Here is a 17,846-nt window from a genome sequence, read left to right as displayed (position 1 = left end):
GCGACTCCTTACCTGTAGCGAATAGCCGGGTTGATCGCCGCGTAAAGCATATCGACGATCAGGTTAATCATAATGAACTCCAGCGAGAACAGCAGCACCTCGGCCTGAATCACCGGGTAATCGCGCATCTCCACCGAATCCACCAGCAGACGGCCCAGTCCGGGCCAGTTAAACACCACTTCCACCACAATCGAGCCGCCGAGCAGAAAGCCGAACTGCAGCCCCATCATGGTGACCACCGGAATCATGGCATTGCGCAGCCCGTGTTTGACCACCACCAGCGATTCGCGCACCCCTTTGGCACGCGCGGTGCGCATATAATCTTCCTGCATCACCTCAACGAACGAAGCGCGGGTAAAGCGCGCCATCACCGCGGCCACGGCGGCACCGAGCGTAATCGACGGCAGAATGTAGTGCTGCCAGCTGTCGGCGCCCACCGTCGGCAGCCAGCCGAGCTCGACCGAAAAGACCTGCATCAGCAGCATGCCCAGCGCAAACGCCGGAAAGGAGATGCCGGAAACCGCCAGCGTCATGCCGATGCGGTCCGGCCAGCGATTGCGCCATACCGCCGAAACGATGCCGATCGCCATGCCAAACAGTACCGCCCATACCATGCTGCTCAGCGTCAGCCACAGAGTAGGAAAAAAGCGCGCGGCAATTTCGGCAGAGACCGGCCGCTTTGACACCATCGACTGACCAAAATCACCCTGCAAAGCATTGAGGATAAAGTGCCAGAACTGCTGAATCAGCGGCTGATCGAGTCCCAGCTCCTGACGCACCAGCGCCACCACTGAGGCATCCGCTTCCGGTCCGGCAATCAGGCGCGCCGGGTCGCCCGGCAGCAGATGCACGAACAGGAACACCAGCACTGCGACAATCAGCAGCGTGGGAATCAGCCCGAGCAGGCGTTTAAGAAAATAGTTGAGCATGCGAAATCCCGCGCAGCATCGGCCAGCCCCGTAAGGCTGGCCGCGTCTGTTACTTCAGATCCGCCTCATCAAAATTGAATGAGGTATCGGGCATGACGTAAAAACCGGTCAGGTTTTTATTGTTCGCAGACAGCAGCTGCTCCACCACCAGCGGAATCCACGGGTGATCGTTCCAGATGCGGTCCTGCGCGTCTTTATACAGTCTGGCTTTCTGGTCGCGATCGGTGGTCTTCAGCGCATCCGCCAGGTCTTTATCCACCTGCGGGTTGCTGTAGAACGCGGTGTTGAAGATCGCCGGTGGCCACGAGCTGGTAGCGAACAGCGGCGTCAGCGCCCAGTCGGCTTCGCCGGTGGAGGCTGACCAGCCGGTGTAGAACATGCGCACCCCGCTCTCTTTCTGCCCTTTACTCTCTACTTCCGCCGCGCGCTGGCCGGCATCCATCGCCGTGACTTTCACCTTCACACCCACCTGCGCCAGTTGCTGCTGGGTAAACTGCAGCACTTTCTGCGCGGTGCTGTGGTTATGCGATGACCACAGCGTGGTTTCGAAACCGTTCGGGTAGCCCGCTTCCTTCAGCAACTCGCGCGCTTTGGCCGGATCGTATTTGATTGCCGGATAGCTCTGGGCAAAATCAATGCGCGGCGGCACGATGCCGGTGGCTGGCGTGGCGTAACCGGCAAAGGCCACTTTGGCCAGCGCCTGGCGATTGATGGCGTACTCCAGCGCTTCACGCACTTTCGGGTTATCGAACGGCTTTTGCGTCACGTTGAGGCTGATGTAACGCTGCATGATCGATGGTGTGGTCACCACATCCAGCTTGCTATTGCCCTGCAACAGTTTGGCCTGCTCTAACGGCACCGGGAAGGCAAAGCTGGCCTCGCCGGTTTGCAGCATCGCCGCGCGGGTGTTGTTATCCACCACCGGACGCCAGGTAATGCTGTCGAGTTTCGGATAGCCTGGTTTCCAGTAGCCCGACCACTTTTTCACTTTGACAAAGTCGGTCTGGTTCCAGGTGTCAAAGGTATAAGGTCCGGTGCCTATCGGATGGAAACCGATGTCCTTGCCATATTTTTTCAGCGCGGTTGGCGAGATCATCACCGCAGCCGGGTGTGCCAGATTGTTGATAAACGCTGAGAACGGCTGCTTCAGGGTAATTTTCACCGTGGACGGATCGACCACTTCGGTGGTGGCGATATATTTAAACAGGTTATAGCGCTTGAGATGGTTGTCCGGATTACTGGCGCGGTCGAGGTTGACCTTCACCGCTTCGGCATTGAAATCCGTGCCATCCTGGAATTTCACACCCGGACGCAGTTTGATAGTGTAAGTCAGCCCATCGCTGCTGGCCTGATAGCTTTCGGCCAGTACGTTGACCAGCTTCATGTCTTTATCGAAGCCGAACAGCCCCTGATAGAAAGATTTGGCCACCGCCTGCGACAGCGTGTCGTTGGCGTCGTACGGATCCAGCGTGGTGAAGGTCGACGCCACGGCAATCACCGCATCTTTGGCCGCCCAGGCGGGCAGCGCCAGCGCCGAACTCAACAACCCGGCAGTGATAACCCCTTTTCGCATGATATGGTGCATCGTTATCGTTCTCCTGTAGTCCCTGTCTTGCGCGCCCTGCACAGAGGGCGCGGTTGGTTGCTGCTCAGGCGCCGCTAATGGCATGGCGGGCGACAAAATGGCCCGGCGCCACTTCCAGTAACGGTGCCACTTCCGGCTCATCACCCAGCGGGCGAATCGGGCTGGGGATCTCATCGACCATCAGCGCCCGCTCGCGGTGCCGATGCGCCGGATCGGCCACCGGCACCGCGGCCATCAGTTTTTTGGTATAAGGATGGCGCGGCTGTTCGAATACCGCCTGACGCGGTCCCATCTCCACAATCTGTCCGAGATACATCACCGCCACGCGATGGCTGATGCGCTCCACCACCGCCATGTCGTGCGAAATAAACAGGAAGGCGATGCCAAATTCACGCTGTAAATCCAGCATCAGATTGATGATCTGCGCCTGGATCGACACATCCAGCGCGGAGACGGATTCGTCGGCGATCACCACTTTAGGATTGAGCGCCAGCGCGCGTGCGATGCAGATACGCTGGCGCTGACCGCCAGAAAACTCGTGCGGGTAGCGCTGCGCGTGTTCGGGTAGCAGACCAACGCGTTCCAGCAGCCAGGCGACGCGTTTCTCTGCCTGCGCGCGCCCCATGCTGCGATGCACCAGCAGCGGCTCCATAATCGAAAAGCCGACGGTAAGGCGCGGATCGAGCGACGCATACGGATCCTGAAAGATAAACTGAATGTCGCGGCGCAGCGTGGCCAGCGCCCTGCCCTGCAGCGCATCAATGCGCTGGCCGTCAAAAGTGATGCTGCCGCCCTGGCTGGCGACCAGCCGCAGCAGCGAACGTCCGGTGGTGGATTTACCGCAGCCGGACTCGCCCACCAGCGCGAGGGTTTCGCCTGCATAAAGATCGAAACTGACTTTTTCCACCGCGTGGACGCGACGCTTCACCCGATTGAGCAGCCCGCCGCGAATATCAAAACGCGTAACCAGATCGCGCACCTGTAAAATCGGCGGACGATCGTGACGCACGGTATCCTGCGGCGTGCTGGCCTCTTCGCGGCCGTTGGTATGCAGCAGCGGAAACTTCGCCGGCAGCGGCTGGCCGCTCATCGCCCCGAGTTTCGGCACGGCCGCCAGCAGCGCGCGGGTATACGGCTGCTGCGGCGCATCGAACAACTGCTGCACCGGCGCGCGCTCAACCACATCGCCGCGATACATCACCTGCACGCGATCGGCCATCTCCGCCACCACGCCCATATCATGGGTAATAAAGATGACGCCCATCTGCATCTCTTTTTGCAGCACGCGAATCAGCTGCAGAATCTGCGCCTGGATGGTGACGTCCAGCGCGGTGGTCGGCTCATCGGCAATCAGCAGCGCTGGCTTGCACGACAGCGCCATAGCGATCATCACGCGCTGGCGCATACCGCCGGAGAGCTGATGCGGATAGCGCGACAGCACATTGTGCGCTTCCGGAATGCGCACCAGATCCAGCATGCGTCGCGCTTCGGCCTGCGCCTGCTGGTGACTTTTCCCCTGATGCAAACGAATGGATTCGGCGATCTGTTCACCGACGGTGAACACCGGGTTGAGCGACGTCATCGGCTCCTGAAAGATCATCGCCATGTCCGCACCGCGCACCCGGCGCATCTGGCTGGCGGACGCCCGCATCACATCCAGCACCTCGCCGTTACGCCGCCGCAGCAGGATTTCACCGCTGACCGCGCCGCCGGCCTGCGCAATCAGGCGCATCAGCGCCAGCGACGTCACCGATTTGCCCGAGCCCGATTCGCCCACCAGCGCCAGCGTTTCTCCGCGGTGCAGATCGAGTGAAAGCTGCCGCACGGCGTCCGTCACGCGCCCTTCATGCTCAAAGCGCACGCAGAGATCGCGTACCGCCAGCACCTGCTGCGGCGCAAACTGCTGCTGTAGATCCGTCATGCCTGCTCCTTAGCTGTCGCGGTAAATCGCCACCTCAACCTCGCCGCCCACATAAGCGAATCCGCGGTACATGCCTTCGCTGTTAAACGGCAGCGCCACGTTGCCGTGGGCATCAACGGCAATCAGCCCGCCGCTGCCCTCCAGCTCCTGCACTTTGTCATGAATTACACTGGCGGTGGCCTGTTGCAGCGAACGACCGCCATATTCCATCTGCGCTGAGACATCGTAAGCCGCCAGCGTACGAATAAACACTTCGCCGGTACCGGTACAGGAGACCGCCACGGTGGCGTTGTTGGCATAGCAGCCGGCGCCCGCCAGCGGTGAATCGCCGACGCGGCCCGCCTGCTTGTTGGTCATGCCGCCGGTGGAGGTGGCGGCCGCCAGATTACCCTGCAAATCGAGCGCCACCGCACCCACTGTGCCAAATTTGCGATCCGGGTCCAGCGGATCGCACCCCTGCGCCGCGCCATCATGATCCAGCAGCATTTGTTCGCTGCCCAGCGCGCGCTGCAGCTGCTCCCAGCGTTCTGGCGTCGAGAAAAAATCGGGCTCGACCGGCGTCAGCCCCTGTTGCGCGGCAAAGGCTTCCGCCCCGCTGCCAATAAAGAGCACGTGCGGACTGGCTTCCAGCACTTTACGCGCGGCAAGAATCGGATTGCGGATACGGCTGACGCCAGCGACGGCGCCGATATCCAGCGTACGGCCATCCATCAGGCTGGCATCCAGTTCATGGGTGCCCTGATGGGTGAACACGGCCCCTCTGCCGGCATTGAACAGCGGGCACTCTTCCAGCAGCCGCACCGCTTCGGTCACGGCATCCAGCGCGCTACCGCCGCTGGCCAGAATCTGCTGGCCGGCGCTGACAATCGCGGCCAGCTGCTGACGATAGTGCTGCTCTTTTTCGGCGCTCATTGCCGCACGCGTAATCGCGCCGGCGCCGCCGTGAATTGCGATAACTGCTTTAGCCATAACCGTTACCCTGTCAAGGAATCAGAGCCAAAAACACTGATTTAGAATGGTTTTCATCTTTTTTTGGCAATTTTCGACTATAGAAAGCCCCTCCCTGCTTGTAAAGCAGAAAGTGTATCAGCGGTCATAACCTTTTAATGTGGATTATGCTTTTTTGTGAATTAAGGGAGAGAACGCACCAGCTTTAATATTATGGCTGGCGCGCTTACGTCTGGCACCGGCAAGGCAGTGAACAACCTCTTCGCCCTTACTTTTTGTGTGGCTTCAGTGCCGGTTAAAAATCGGGTAAGTTAAAGGCCCATTCATGAAAAGGAATATTCAGTGGAAGATGAAAAAGGGCTAAGGATTGCACTCTCCCCGGTGCAGCTGGCAGCCGTCCTTTCAGATCGCAGCGTCAGCGAGGGTGAAACGACCAGCAACCGCATTTTCGGAGGGCTCGGGCTCGCTGGCGGAGTGATTGAGCTTTTTGGTGCTGGCGCACTGTGCGTCGTGCCTGAGCCCACCATGCTGACCAAAGCTGGCTGCGTCTTTGTCGGCACTCACAGTCTCGACACGCTTCAGGCCAGCCTGCGCCAGGTATGGACTGGCAGACAGGTCGCTACCGACACGTTTAATTCGGCCGTGGCACTCGCAGAATCGCTCGGCGCTGACCGTCAGACCGCCATGAATGTCGGCCTGACGGTAGATATCGCCATTCCGATGGCATTTGCCTTTGCAGCCGGAGCAGAGCGCGTCATCGCGGTGCGTGCCGGGCGGGTCAAAATCGCCGAGCATGAGTCGCTTTCAGGGCGAGCACCCGGTGGGCACACGATTGAGCGACATATCGGCAAAACGCCGGATGAGCTGCGGGAGAGGCTTCGTAACCGGCCTCGTCTCGATGAGGCCAGTAGCTTTAAGTCTCTGAGCGAGGCGGAAGCACTGATCAGTAAGGTGCTGGCAGATAATAAGCATCAAATTCAAATGTGGGTGAAAAATATCCCTCCAGGCTTGCAAGCCCGTATGCGCCTGAGTCGGCGTTTTTCACATCCGGTTGGTATAGTCGTGAGTAAAGGGCGTGAAGAGGTTGAAACCTGCTACGCCGTTCGCGTCATACTGGATTTTAAGCCCTACAACGGCAAACCTTACTTTATCATTACCGCTTTCCCGGAGTTATGATGGACCGTATCAGTATCAGTGAACTGGATAATTTTATTGGCATCTGGTTTGGGCAGGATTATGACCTGTTTGAACCGGGCGATGAGATCGAGCCCAAAATCGAGGCGTATATCAGAGAAGCGCATAAAGGAAACCTGCACGCCATGCTGGCAGACATCGAGCTGTTTCTGGCAGAGTGCGATGACGTCGAATCTGATTTCCGCGACCGCTATAAAAGAGAGTTTGTTCCGGCCAACTGGGATACCACTGCGGGCGCGTTTCTGTCACTGGTGCATAAGAAAGTATCTGCCGCACTCACATCATAACGTCAGCACGGTTGTTAACATGACTATCACTTTCAGTCTGAACAAAGCATGTTCGTCGGCGGATTCGTCACCGCGCACTAATTTCCATTCCCTTTGATCTCGCATGTGACTCAGCCGACAACAGCCACCATAATAGGCAGCATTCGCCTTTAACCCGACAGAGATGGACATGGAACCTTTTACCGCCGGACTGATTTCCCTTGAAGACGCGCAGCAGAAAATGCTGCAGCAGCTGCAACCGATTAGCGATTGCCTGAGCGTCGCACTGGCCGATGCCGCCGGGCGCATTACCGCGAAGCCGGTGATTTCGCCGCTGGACGTGCCGCCATTCGATAACTCCGCGATGGACGGCTACGCGCTGCGCCTGAGCGACCTGTCCGCTGACCGCGTGTTGCCGGTAGCGGGCAAAGCATTTGCCGGCGCCCCGTTTAATGGCGAGTGGCCAGCCGGCAGCGTGATTCGCATCATGACCGGCGCACCGATTCCTGCCGGCTGCGACGCCGTGGTGATGCAGGAGCAAACCGAATCGCGTGACGGCGGCATTGTCATCACCGCGCCAGTGCGTGCCGGGCAAAATATTCGCCGCATCGGGGAAGATATTCAGGCCGGTAAGCAGGTACTGGATGCCGGCGTGCGGCTCGGTGCCGCGGAGCTGCCGCTGCTGGCGTCGCTGGGTATTGCGGAGGTCAGCGTGCTGCGTAAGCTGCGCGTGGCCATTTTCTCCACCGGTGACGAACTGCAGGCGGTGGGCCAGCCGCTGGCTGAAGGCCAGATTTATGACACCAACCGCTTCACCGTGGCGCTGATGCTGCGCAAACTTGGCTGCGAGGTGATCGACCTCGGCGTGATCGCTGACGATCCTGCGAAGCTGCGCCAGGCCTTCAGCGAAGCCGATCGCCAGGCCGATGTGGTGATCAGCACCGGCGGCGTGTCAGTGGGCGAGGCGGATTTCACCAAAGCGATGCTCGAAGAGCTGGGTGCGATTACCTTCTGGAAACTGGCGATCAAGCCCGGCAAGCCGTTTGCCTTTGGCCGTCTGGCCAACAGCTGGTTCTGCGGGCTGCCGGGCAATCCGGTGTCGGCGGCCGTGACCTTCTATCAGCTGGTGCAGCCGCTGCTGGCCACGCTGACCGGCCAGACCACGCGCATCATGCCGCTGCGCCAGCGCGCGCGCGCAACGCAGCGTCTGAAGAAAGCACCGGGCCGGCTCGATTTTCAGCGCGGCATCCTCAGTCGCGGCGATGATGGTGTACTGGAAGTGCGCAGCACCGGTGCGCAGGGCTCGCACGTGTTCAGTTCCTTTGCGCTGGCCGACTGCTTTATTGTGCTGGAGCGCGATCGTGGTGACGTTGAGCCGGGCGAATGGGTTGATGTCGAGGCCTTCAACAGCCTGCTGGAGGGCTAATGCACACAGAGCTGAGCGATGAAGAGATGCTGCGCTACAACCGGCAGATTGTGCTGCGCGGCTTCGATTTCGACGGCCAGGAACGGCTAAAAGCCTCACGGGTGCTTATCGTTGGCCTGGGCGGACTGGGCTGTGCCGCCGCGCCCTATCTTGCCGCCGCCGGCGTAGGCCATCTGACGCTGCTGGATTTCGATCGCGTCAGCCTGAGTAATCTGCAACGCCAGATTCTGCACAGCGATGAGCGCATCGGCATGGCAAAAGTCGCCTCGGCCCGTCAGCAGCTGGCGGCGCTCAATCCGCACTGCGCGCTGGAGCCGATCGATGCGCAGCTGGATGAAGCCGCGCTCGGCGAACTGATTGCGCGTCACGATGCGGTGCTGGACTGCAGCGACAATGTCACCACGCGCGAACAGGTGAACCGCGGATGTTTTCAGCATCGGGTGCCGCTGATCTCCGGCGCCGCCATCCGTATGGAAGGTCAGCTCAGCGTGTTTACCTGGCAGCCCGGCGAGCCCTGCTATCGCTGCATCAGCCGCCTGTTCGGCGAGCAGACGCTGAGCTGTGTCGAAGCCGGCGTAATGGCTCCGCTTGTCGGCGTGGTAGGTGCGATGCAGGCGATGGAAACGCTGAAGGTGCTGAGCGCCTTTGGCCAGCCGGCCAGCGCGCGACTGCTGATGTACGATGCGATGAGCGCCGAGTTTCGCAGCCTGAAAGTGGCGCAGGATGCGCAGTGTGAAGTGTGTGGCCAGCGTGAGGAATAACGTCAGGGCGTGACATAAGCGTCAGGTATTGCTGAGCGGCGCAATTTATCAGGCGATAAGTTGCGCCGCTGATGAGGGCGGCTGCTAAACGGCTACGCCGTTAGACGATGCCCTGGCTGCGCAGGTAATCTTCGTAGTTGCCGGTGAAGTCAACGATGCGATCGCCTTTCATCTCGATGACGCGCGTCGCCAGCGAGCTGACGAACTCACGGTCGTGCGAGACGAAAATCAGCGTGCCTTCGTACATCTCCAGCGCCATGTTCAGTGACTCGATCGACTCCATATCCAGGTGGTTGGTCGGTTCGTCCATCACCAGGATGTTTGGCTTCTGCATCATCAGCTTGCCAAACAGCATGCGGCCCTTCTCACCACCGGACAGCACTTTTGCTGGCTTCTTGATGTCGTCGTGGCTGAACAGCAGACGACCAAGAATACTGCGCACCGCCTGCTCGTCGTCGCCTTCCTGCTTCCACTGGCTCATCCAGTCGAACACGCTCAGGTCGTCAGCAAAATCTTCGGCGTGATCCTGCGCGTAGTAACCAATGCGCGCATTCTCCGACCATTTCACCGTGCCGCTATCCGGCTGCAGTTCGCCAACCAGTGTTTTCAGCAGCGTGGATTTACCAATACCGTTGGCGCCGAGGATGGCCAGTTTCTCACCCACTTCCAGCAGCAGGTTAAGATTTTTAAACAGCGGACCGTTATCAAATCCTTTGGTCAGCGCTTCCACTTCCAGCGCATTACGGAACAGCTTTTTATCCTGCTCGAAACGAATATACGGGTTCTGACGGCTGGAGGCTTTTACCTCATCCAGTTTGATTTTATCAATCTGCTTCGCGCGCGAAGTGGCCTGACGCGATTTTGAGGCGTTGGCGCTAAAGCGGCTAACGAAGGATTGCAGATCGGCAATTTGTGCTTTCTTCTTGGCGTTATCCGCTAATAAACGCTCGCGCGCCTGGGTCGCCGCCGTCATATATTCGTCATAATTGCCGGGATAAACGCGCAGCTCACCGTAATCCAGATCCGCCATGTGCGTACACACCATATTCAGGAAGTGACGGTCATGCGAAATGATGATCATGGTACTGTCACGTTCGTTAAGCACCTGCTCCAGCCAGCGAATGGTGTCAATATCCAGGTTGTTGGTCGGTTCGTCGAGTAACAAAATATCCGGGTTAGCAAATAATGCCTGCGCCAGCAGCACACGCAATTTCCAGCCAGGGGCAATTTCACTCATCGGACCGTAATGCTGCTCCACCGGAATGCCCACGCCGAGTAATAATTCTCCGGCGCGTGATTCGGCACTGTAACCGTCCATTTCACCGTAGGCGACCTCAAGGTCGGCGACTTTATAGCCCTCCTCTTCGCTCATTTCCGGCAATGCATATATGCGATCGCGCTCCTGCTTCACCGCCCACAATTCCTGGTGACCCATAATCACGGTATCCAGCACGCTATATTGCTCGAAAGCAAACTGATCCTGGCGAAGCTTACCGATGCGCTCATTAGGGTCGAGGGAAACATTTCCGTTAGTCGGAACCAGGTCGCCGCCCAGTATTTTCATGAAGGTCGATTTACCGCTGCCGTTCGCACCGATTAAACCGTAACGATTACCGCCGCCAAATTTAACGGAGATATTCTCAAACAGTGGCTTACTGCCGAACTGCATAGTGATATTGCTGGAAACTAACACGGCATTGACCTTTGTTACGCAGTGGAGGAAAAAACAGCGGGCATTATGCCAGAAGCGGCCTGGATGAGCCACCTCTGCACCCGGATACGCAGAGGCAAGGCGGAGAACACCTTGTTGCCAGAGGTAAAATAATTGCGACCGTGCCGGACAGGTTATCCACGGCGCGGGAAGTGAACCGCCGCCCGTGCCCGGAGCGAGGCCAATAAAAAAGCCGGAGACGCTGACGCCTCCGGCTCCCGCTTACAAGGATTGTGCAGATTATTTGATCAGGAAGCTGTCGAGGCTTTTACCTGCATCCAGCGCTTTTTTAATCGCAGCTGGGGTACGGCCCTGACCGGTCCATGATTTCTCTTCACCGTTTTCGTCGGTGTAAGAATATTTCGCCGGACGCGGCGCACGCTTGGCGCGTTTTTTACCGGTTTCCAGTGCACCCAGTAATTCGTTCGGGTCGATACCGTCTGCCAGCAGCATTTCACGGTATTTAGACAGCTTCTCTTCTTTTTCGCGGTTCTGCGCTTCTTCCGCTTCAACTTCGTCGCGGCGCTCAGTTACCACGACGGTTAATTTTTCCAGAATTTCTTCCAGATCGCTCAGTGGCAGTTCACGAGCCTGTGCACGTAATGTGCGAATGTTGTTCAGAACTTTAAATGCGTCACTCATCACAATGTCCTTGCTTAAGGGGGTTAAATAAACTGTAGTGGCAAGATTACCCAATTCAAATAAAAAAATAAATTAATTTTGCAGACCGGATTAATCCGAATGGATCAGCATATTCCTGGCAGGCGCGTTTAAACCCAATGTGCGGCGTGAATTAACGGTGAATTAACATCAGCGGTTCAGTACCACCGGCTGGAACTGGAATCGATTTCATTGCTTATTCACGCGTAGGAAACAAGCGTTTAGCGCTTATTGTGCGCTGAGGCAGTAGTCAGCATAAAGGTAAAAAAACATTAATAGTGTAAGTAAAATCCGTTTTTAACGCGGATGGCATTAGCGTCACAGATGCGAGCAATATCTCATTTTGCCATTAAATAAATAAAAAAAGGCCGGTTGTTCACCGGCCATCATGCAAAAATCGTATGTCTGTGGTTATCCGCTTTTCTTCACTGCCGGTCGCAATAGCTGGGGCGCCGGTGCATCAGACAGCCGGTCGTGCAAATAATGTTCAATCTGCTCCAGCGAACGATGGCGTGTTTCCGGTACCCAGCGAATAACAAAAATCGCGCCGCCTATGCCAATCAGCGCGAAAATAAAGAACGCGCCGGATAAGCCAACCGACGCCAGCAGAACCGGGAACAGCAGAGAAATAAGAAAATTGGCGATCCACAACGCAAATACCGCGCCGCCCATAAAAATACCGCGTAACCTTGTGGGGAAAATTTCTGACAGCAGCAGCCAGGTGACCGGCGATAACGCGCCCTGCTGGAAACTCAGAAACATCAGCATACCCAGCAGCACCATATAACTGCGCAAGATATCCGGCTGACCGTTAACTGTTTCCGGCATCAGGTAACTGACGGTGCCAATAAACACCAGACAGGCGGTACAACCAAACTGACCTATCATCGTCATGGTGCGGCGACCGATGCGCCCCAGCAGCCAGATCCCCACAAAGGTCATTAATACCGATACCGCGCCATTGGCAATGGTGGCAAACAGCGCAGCGTCATTGCTCATCCCCACCGCTTTCAGCATGGTCGGCGCGTAGTACATGATGGTATTCACGCCGGTCAGTTGCTGGATGGCGGCAATACCGATACCGATCAGGAACAGTTTGATCAGCCATGGCTGGCGCAGTTCCCGCAGACGCGGACGCTGCTGTTGCTCGTCCGACAGCGTCTCTTCGATCTCCATCATCTCCCACTCAACGTCTTCGCGCGCGCGGGTGCGTTCCAGAACCTTGCGCGCCTCAGCGAGACGGCCTTTCATGGCATACCAGCGCGGCGTGTCCGGCATAAACATCATCCCGAACCACAGCAGCACCGCCGGTAGCGTGGCGACCGCCAGCATCCAGCGCCAGGTCGTGTCGCCCCCCCAGGCCGCGTTGAAGCCGGCGTTCGACATATAGGCCAGCATCTGGCCGGAAACGATCATCAGCTCCTGCATGGTCACCAGCTGACCCCGTTTGTTGGCCGGTGCCATTTCGGCGATATACACCGGTACGGTGGCGGACGCACCGCCCACGGCCACGCCAAGGACCAGGCGGAAGAAAATCATCCAGCTGACATCGGGTGCCAGTGCGGTACCCAGCGCGCCGAGCGCAAAAATAATCGCCAGTACCAGAATAATTTTTCTCCGCCCGACCGCGGCGGCAAAGTGACCGGAAGCCAGTGCGCCAAACGCCGCGCCGAACAGCAGACTGCTGGTCACCAGCCCGGTGGTAAATGGGGTGAGATGCAGATCGTCGCCCATGAATAACAGTGCGCCAGAGATCACGCCGGTGTCGTAGCCAAACAGCAAACCACCGAGGGTGGCAATCAGCGCAATGACTTTCACAAAAGGCTCGGTGCGCGTGCTGCTGTTTGGCCCTGATGCCGGATTAGGCGTCATCCAGGTTTCGCGGGACATAACCAACTCCTTTCCTGAGATAAGAAGCCTTAAAATAGATTATTTCCACCACAATAAATAAATATGAAATTTAAATTTTGCGCCACGGGTCATTCTCTTTGCCTTTAATTGAGATAATGATCACACAACCTGATTCAGGGCGCAGAGAAGGCAGTGCAAATTTTGCACAACAAACAGAAGGGAGAATATTTATTTCACGGAAGGCGCTGACCGCACGCAGTGGATGCGGTCAGCGATGGCAGATTAATTGACTGCGGTGGCCGGACCAAAGACGTCATAGTCCGGCAGCGTCACCTGCTGATACGGCTCCCAGCCGCCGCCCAGCGCTTTATACAGCGCTACCAGGTCCAGCGCGCTTTGCATGCGCGCCTGCGTCGATTGCGCCTGCGACTGTGCCAGCTGACGCTGAGCATCCAGCACCTCAAGGAAGGTGGAGATGCCCTGTTTGTAACTGTCACTGGCGAGGTCAAAGGCGCGCTGCAGTGCGCCAGTGGTCTCATCCAGCGCGGTGACCTGTTGCTGATCGGCGCGGTAGCTGACCAGCGCATTTTCCACATCCTGCAGCGCCGTCAGTACCGTCTGGCGATAATCGAGCGCCGCGCTCGCCTGCTGCGCGCGCGCCAGTTTCACGCTGGAAACCAGACGTCCGCCCTGAAAAATCGGGATCGACAGCGCCGGGCCGACGCTGAAGAAGTGGCTGCTCCAGTCGTCAAGGTAGCTGGCATCGGTGTTGCGCACCCCCAGCTGCCCGGTGAGCGACAGGCTGGGGAACAGGTTCGCGACTGATACGCCGATATTGGCGGTCTGTGCATGCAGATTCGCTTCAGCCTGGCGGATGTCCGGACGACGGCGCGCCAGCGTCGATGGAATGCCCACCGCCACCAGCTTCGGCAACGCCGGCAGCGCTTTGCTGCTCATCAGTTCGTTATCCAGCGCGCCCGGCGTTTTGCCCAGCAGCACTGCCAGCCCGTTCATCGCCTGACGTTCCTGGGCCTGATACTGCGGCAGCTGCGCGTTAAGGGAGGCCAGCTGCGCACGGGCATTCTCAACGTCGGTGAGCGGCGCCAGACCGTTACGCTGCTGACTTTGCGTCAGCTCCCAGGTTTGCTGCGCCACGTTAATCTGCTGTTGCAGCGTCGCCAGCACCGCCTGCGCGCCGCGCAGCTGCAGATACGCGCGCGCGACCTCAGCTTCCAGCGACACCAGCGCATCGTTACGCTGCTCGATCGCCGCCTGCTGCTGCGCGTCCGCCATCTCCATCTGGCGTCGTACTTTGCCCCATAAATCCAGTTCCCAGCTGGCGTCAAAGCTGCCCTGATACAGCGTGACCGAATGGGTCAGACCGTTGAGCTGATCCGCCACGTCATCATCCACCTGATCGTACACCCCGTTGGATTTCAGCATGCCTTTCAGGCCGAGCTGCTGACGCGTCACTTTGGCCGAGCCGTTAAGCGACGGGAACAGCCCGCCACGCGCCTGCGCCAGCTGTTCGCGCGCACCGGCGATGCGCAGCACCGACTGTTGCAGCGTCAGGTTGCCAGCGATGGCGCGCTCAATCAGGCTATCGAGCTGCGGGTCGTTAAAGCTTTTCCACCACGAAGGATTGGTCGCGGACGCCAGCGGTTTTGAAGCTTCCTGAGAGGGCAAATCACGGTAGCTACCGGGCGTGTGCGCCTGCGGCGGCTGATAATCGGGCCCGACGGCACAACCCGCCAGCAGCATGGACAGCGCCAGCAGCGTCAGCGACGGCGTAACGCGCGAAGAGGTGATCATGTTAATGTGCTCCTGCACTGCCTTCGCTCTTGATCGGCGAAAGCAACCAACAAAAAGGAATCAATAGCACGGCGACAATACTCAGGCCCATGAACACGTCGATGTAAGCCAGAATACGCGCCTGGGCAATCATCTCCTGATAGAGCTGACCGCTGGCCAGCGTCAGCGGATCGCCCACCGCGCTGGTAAAGTCACGAATCGCCTGCGCCCAGTGCTGCAGCGTGAGGTTGAACTGCTCATTGAGCGGCGACATGTTGTGCACCATGTGGGCCGATCGCACCTGTTCACGTTCGGTGATGCCAGCTGTGGCCAGCGAGATGCCGATCGAACCGGCCACGTTACGGAACATGGTGAACAGCGCGGAGGCATCCGCATTCAGGCGCTGCGGCACGGTGATAAAGGCAATGGTGGTGAGCGGCACAAACAGGAAGCCGAGGCCAATCGACTGCGCGCTGCGCATCAGCACCAACGTGGTGAAATCCACGTTGGGCGTCAGGGTGCTGGAATAGAAGAAGGCCAGCGCCAGACAGGTAAAGCCAAAGGCGATGATGTAGCGCGTCTGCACAATCGGCATCAGCTTCAGCACCAGCGGGATGGTGAGCACGATCAGGACCGCGCCGGGCGACAGCACCAGCCCGGACCAGGTGGCGGTATAACCGAGATCCTGCTGCGCCAGCTGCGGTAACACCACCGAGCTGCCATAAAGAATCATCGCCATGCCCGCCATCAGCAGACCGGCCACCCAGAAGTTGCGGTCCTTCATCACCGTGATATCCACTACCGGCTTGCGCGCATACAGCAGCCAGTAAACCGCACCGACGATGCCGACGGCCGCCAGCATGGCAAACAGGCGAATGAAGTGTGAAGCGAACCAGTCTTCGTCTTCACCGCGATCGAGAAACACCTGCAAACAGCCGAGCCCCAGGGTAATCAGGCTGATACCGATATAGTCGATTTTCAGCCGGCCCTTCGCCCACTTGCGCTCCCACGGCGGATCTTCCAGCAGCTGATAGATCGCCAGCACCGTGAGGATCCCCACCGGAATATTGATAAAGAACACCCAGCGCCAGCTGTAGTTATCGGTGATCCAGCCACCGAGCGTCGGGCCAATGACCGGCGCGACAATAATGGCAATCGATGACAGGCCAAAAGCCTTGCCGCGGTCTTCCGGCTTGAAGTAATCCAGCAGCACCGACTGCTGCACCGGTTGCAGCCCGCCGCCGAAGAAGCCCTGCAGTACGCGGAAAAGAATGATTTGCCACAGCTCGGTGGCAATGCCGCACAGGAAGGAGCAGATGGTAAACATCACGATGCAGATCAGGAAGAACTGCTTGCGCCCAAACAGGCGGCTGAAAAAGGCCGAGATCGGCAACACAATGCCGTTGGCAACCAGATAGGAGGTCAGTACCCAGGTGGATTCATCGTAGCTGGATGACAGCGACCCGGCGATGTGCGGCAGCGCGACGTTAACGATGGTGGTATCCAGAATTTCCATGAACACCGCCAGCGTTACCGTGATGGCAACCAGCCAGGGATTGCTGGCCGGACGCCAGCTTTCGCTCGCACTCATTCCACCGTCACCTTCGGTTCAACCGACAGGCCAAGCGGCAGCGGATGATTCGGGTCGAGCCCTTTATCAATCACAATTTTCACCGGCACGCGTTGCACAATCTTCACGTAGTTACCGGTGGCGTTCTCGGCCGGGAAGGTAGAGAAGCGCGAGCCGGAGCCCATCTGCACGCTATCGACGTGCCCTTCCAGCTTCATGTCCGGCCAGGCATCAACGCCAATCTCCACTTTATCGCCCGGATTCATGCGCGCCAGCTGCGACTCTTTGAAGTTGGCGGTGATCCAGATATCCGGCGATACCAGCGAAAACAGCGCGCTGCCGGCCTGCACCAGCGTACCGGGCTGCACGTTGCGTTTGGTGACGAAACCGTCATACGGCGCGCGGACTTCGGTGTAAGAGAGGTTAAGCTCGGCAGTGTTGAGCTGAGCCCGGGCTTGCTCGACCTGCTGCTGCCGCGCTTCGACATTGGTTTCCTGCTGACGAATCTGCAACTGCACCTGCGAAGCCACTTCGACCTGCGCTTTGGCGCTTTGCAGCTGCGCTTCAGCCGAGCGTAACTGCGCGGCGGCGGTATCAATATTGCGCTGCGAGGTCGCGCGCGGGTCAACCCCGCGCTGACGACGGTAATCCGCCTGCGCATTGAGTAAATTGGCCTGCGCCCGTGCCTGGTCGGCCAGCGCCTGATCGCGCTGCGCCGGATATTGCACCCGCGCCAGCGCCAGCTGCGCCTGCGCCTGATGCAACTGCGCCTGCGCCAGACCGAGCTGTGCTTTGGCCTGATCGCGCTGTGCGGCGTTATCACGCGGGTCGATCAGCACCAGCAGATCGCCCTTCTTCACCCGCTGGTTATCTTTTACCAGCAGCTGCACCACGTAGCCCGACGCTTTGGGCGCGATGGTCACGGCATCGCCTTCGGTGAACGCATCGTCGGTGGTTTCAATGTTGCGCGTGCTAAACCAGAACCAGAATCCCACCAGCAGCATAATCACCACCACAATCGCCAGAATGATCAGCGGCTTTTTGCCGGGGCGTTTACGGGGTGATTGCTCGTTATCCTGACTGGAATCTGACGTGTTGTTGTCTTTTTGCGCATCGGCGGATGGCGGATTGTGGTTTTCACTCATAATTTGTCATCACTGGCTGGTAATCCCGATCCCCGGGCGAAACGGTCAACTTAACCTTAGATGGGAAATTGACAAATGCCAGTGTAAC

General features: G+C 58.4%; 14 protein-coding genes. 4 read left to right on the top strand and 10 right to left on the bottom strand.

The features are described 5' to 3' along the window. Positions 1-8: 8 nt before the first annotated feature. The 4 genes from gsiC to C1Y42_RS02355 all read right to left on the bottom strand — a co-directional run bounded on the left by gsiC (position 9) and on the right by C1Y42_RS02355 (position 5,404). A complete protein-coding gene (gene gsiC / locus C1Y42_RS02370; RefSeq protein WP_104092750.1) occupies positions 9-929 on the bottom strand; it encodes a glutathione ABC transporter permease GsiC in 921 nt (306 codons plus the stop codon). A 49-nt stretch (positions 930-978) separates the two neighbouring features. Then, entirely contained in the window at positions 979-2,514 is a 1,536-nt protein-coding gene (gsiB, locus tag C1Y42_RS02365; RefSeq protein WP_104092749.1) for a glutathione ABC transporter substrate-binding protein GsiB, read from the bottom strand. A gap of 64 nt (positions 2,515-2,578) precedes the next feature. Next, on the bottom strand, positions 2,579-4,435 hold the full coding sequence (gene gsiA / locus C1Y42_RS02360) for a glutathione ABC transporter ATP-binding protein GsiA (RefSeq protein WP_104092748.1): 1,857 nt from the start codon (positions 4,433-4,435) through the stop codon (positions 2,579-2,581). A 9-nt stretch (positions 4,436-4,444) separates the two neighbouring features. After that, positions 4,445-5,404 (bottom strand): isoaspartyl peptidase/L-asparaginase family protein, encoded by a 960-nt coding sequence (locus C1Y42_RS02355; RefSeq protein WP_104092747.1) that lies wholly within the window; start codon positions 5,402-5,404, stop codon positions 4,445-4,447. A gap of 321 nt (positions 5,405-5,725) precedes the next feature. On the opposite strand from C1Y42_RS02355, the gene C1Y42_RS02350 reads away from it, so the two are divergent. The 4 genes from C1Y42_RS02350 to moeB all read left to right on the top strand — a co-directional run bounded on the left by C1Y42_RS02350 (position 5,726) and on the right by moeB (position 9,030). Further along, positions 5,726-6,559 (top strand): RNase A-like domain-containing protein, encoded by an 834-nt coding sequence (locus C1Y42_RS02350; protein WP_021508404.1) that lies wholly within the window; start codon positions 5,726-5,728, stop codon positions 6,557-6,559. Beyond that, entirely contained in the window at positions 6,559-6,864 is a 306-nt protein-coding gene (locus tag C1Y42_RS02345) for a contact-dependent growth inhibition system immunity protein (RefSeq protein WP_021508405.1), read from the top strand. The genes C1Y42_RS02350 and C1Y42_RS02345 overlap by 1 nt, the downstream gene beginning before the upstream one ends. Before the next feature lie 169 nt (positions 6,865-7,033). Beyond that, positions 7,034-8,269, top strand: coding sequence for a molybdopterin molybdotransferase MoeA (moeA, locus tag C1Y42_RS02340; protein ID WP_304597597.1), 1,236 nt, complete (start codon positions 7,034-7,036; stop codon positions 8,267-8,269). Continuing rightward, a complete protein-coding gene (gene moeB / locus C1Y42_RS02335; RefSeq protein WP_104092745.1) occupies positions 8,269-9,030 on the top strand; it encodes a molybdopterin-synthase adenylyltransferase MoeB in 762 nt (253 codons plus the stop codon). The genes moeA and moeB overlap by 1 nt, the downstream gene beginning before the upstream one ends. 100 nt (positions 9,031-9,130) lie before the next feature. Here the strand turns inward: moeB and C1Y42_RS02330 are convergent, their stop codons facing one another. The 6 genes from C1Y42_RS02330 to C1Y42_RS02305 form a co-directional block, all read right to left on the bottom strand. Further along, a complete protein-coding gene (locus tag C1Y42_RS02330; RefSeq protein WP_031279866.1) occupies positions 9,131-10,723 on the bottom strand; it encodes an ABC-F family ATPase in 1,593 nt (530 codons plus the stop codon). Positions 10,724-10,981: 258 nt separating this feature from the next. After that, positions 10,982-11,383 carry an H-NS family nucleoid-associated regulatory protein gene (locus C1Y42_RS02325; RefSeq protein WP_021508409.1) on the bottom strand — a complete coding sequence of 134 codons (402 nt, stop codon included), beginning with the start codon at positions 11,381-11,383 and terminating at the stop codon, positions 10,982-10,984. Positions 11,384-11,812: 429 nt separating this feature from the next. Beyond that, complete coding sequence (locus C1Y42_RS02320) at positions 11,813-13,291, bottom strand: sugar porter family MFS transporter (RefSeq protein WP_058757802.1); 1,479 nt, start codon at positions 13,289-13,291, stop codon at positions 11,813-11,815. Between the two features lie 243 nt (positions 13,292-13,534). Then, entirely contained in the window at positions 13,535-15,064 is a 1,530-nt protein-coding gene (locus C1Y42_RS02315; RefSeq protein ID WP_021508411.1) for an efflux transporter outer membrane subunit, read from the bottom strand. Position 15,065: 1 nt separating this feature from the next. Then, the gene (locus C1Y42_RS02310) at positions 15,066-16,634 is read right to left on the bottom strand and encodes a DHA2 family efflux MFS transporter permease subunit (RefSeq protein ID WP_058757803.1); all 1,569 of its coding nucleotides are present in this window, start codon (positions 16,632-16,634) and stop codon (positions 15,066-15,068) included. Next, entirely contained in the window at positions 16,631-17,758 is a 1,128-nt protein-coding gene (locus C1Y42_RS02305; protein ID WP_058775340.1) for an HlyD family secretion protein, read from the bottom strand. Before C1Y42_RS02305 ends, C1Y42_RS02310 begins: the two co-directional genes overlap by 4 nt. Between the last annotated feature and the right edge of the window lie 88 nt (positions 17,759-17,846).

The sequence above is a fragment of the Pantoea sp. ICBG 985 genome (assembly GCF_002928365.1).
In the GTDB taxonomy this organism is placed as follows: Bacteria; Pseudomonadota; Gammaproteobacteria; order Enterobacterales; family Enterobacteriaceae; genus Pantoea; species Pantoea dispersa.
This window is presented reverse-complemented; position numbering and strand designations above follow the sequence as displayed.

Coding starts and splice junctions, on each gene's coding strand:
- gsiC (WP_104092750.1), bottom strand. CDS start 929: ATGCTCAACTATTTTCTTAAACGCCTGCTCGGGCTGATTCCCACGCTG.
- moeB (WP_104092745.1), top strand. CDS start 8,269: ATGCACACAGAGCTGAGCGATGAAGAGATGCTGCGCTACAACCGGCAG.
- C1Y42_RS02325 (WP_021508409.1), bottom strand. CDS start 11,383: ATGAGTGACGCATTTAAAGTTCTGAACAACATTCGCACATTACGTGCA.
- C1Y42_RS02310 (WP_058757803.1), bottom strand. CDS start 16,634: ATGAGTGCGAGCGAAAGCTGGCGTCCGGCCAGCAATCCCTGGCTGGTT.
- C1Y42_RS02315 (WP_021508411.1), bottom strand. CDS start 15,064: ATGATCACCTCTTCGCGCGTTACGCCGTCGCTGACGCTGCTGGCGCTG.
- C1Y42_RS02355 (WP_104092747.1), bottom strand. CDS start 5,404: ATGGCTAAAGCAGTTATCGCAATTCACGGCGGCGCCGGCGCGATTACG.
- C1Y42_RS02345 (WP_021508405.1), top strand. CDS start 6,559: ATGGACCGTATCAGTATCAGTGAACTGGATAATTTTATTGGCATCTGG.
- gsiB (WP_104092749.1), bottom strand. CDS start 2,514: ATGCACCATATCATGCGAAAAGGGGTTATCACTGCCGGGTTGTTGAGT.
- C1Y42_RS02320 (WP_058757802.1), bottom strand. CDS start 13,291: ATGTCCCGCGAAACCTGGATGACGCCTAATCCGGCATCAGGGCCAAAC.
- C1Y42_RS02305 (WP_058775340.1), bottom strand. CDS start 17,758: ATGAGTGAAAACCACAATCCGCCATCCGCCGATGCGCAAAAAGACAAC.
- moeA (WP_304597597.1), top strand. CDS start 7,034: ATGGAACCTTTTACCGCCGGACTGATTTCCCTTGAAGACGCGCAGCAG.
- gsiA (WP_104092748.1), bottom strand. CDS start 4,435: ATGACGGATCTACAGCAGCAGTTTGCGCCGCAGCAGGTGCTGGCGGTA.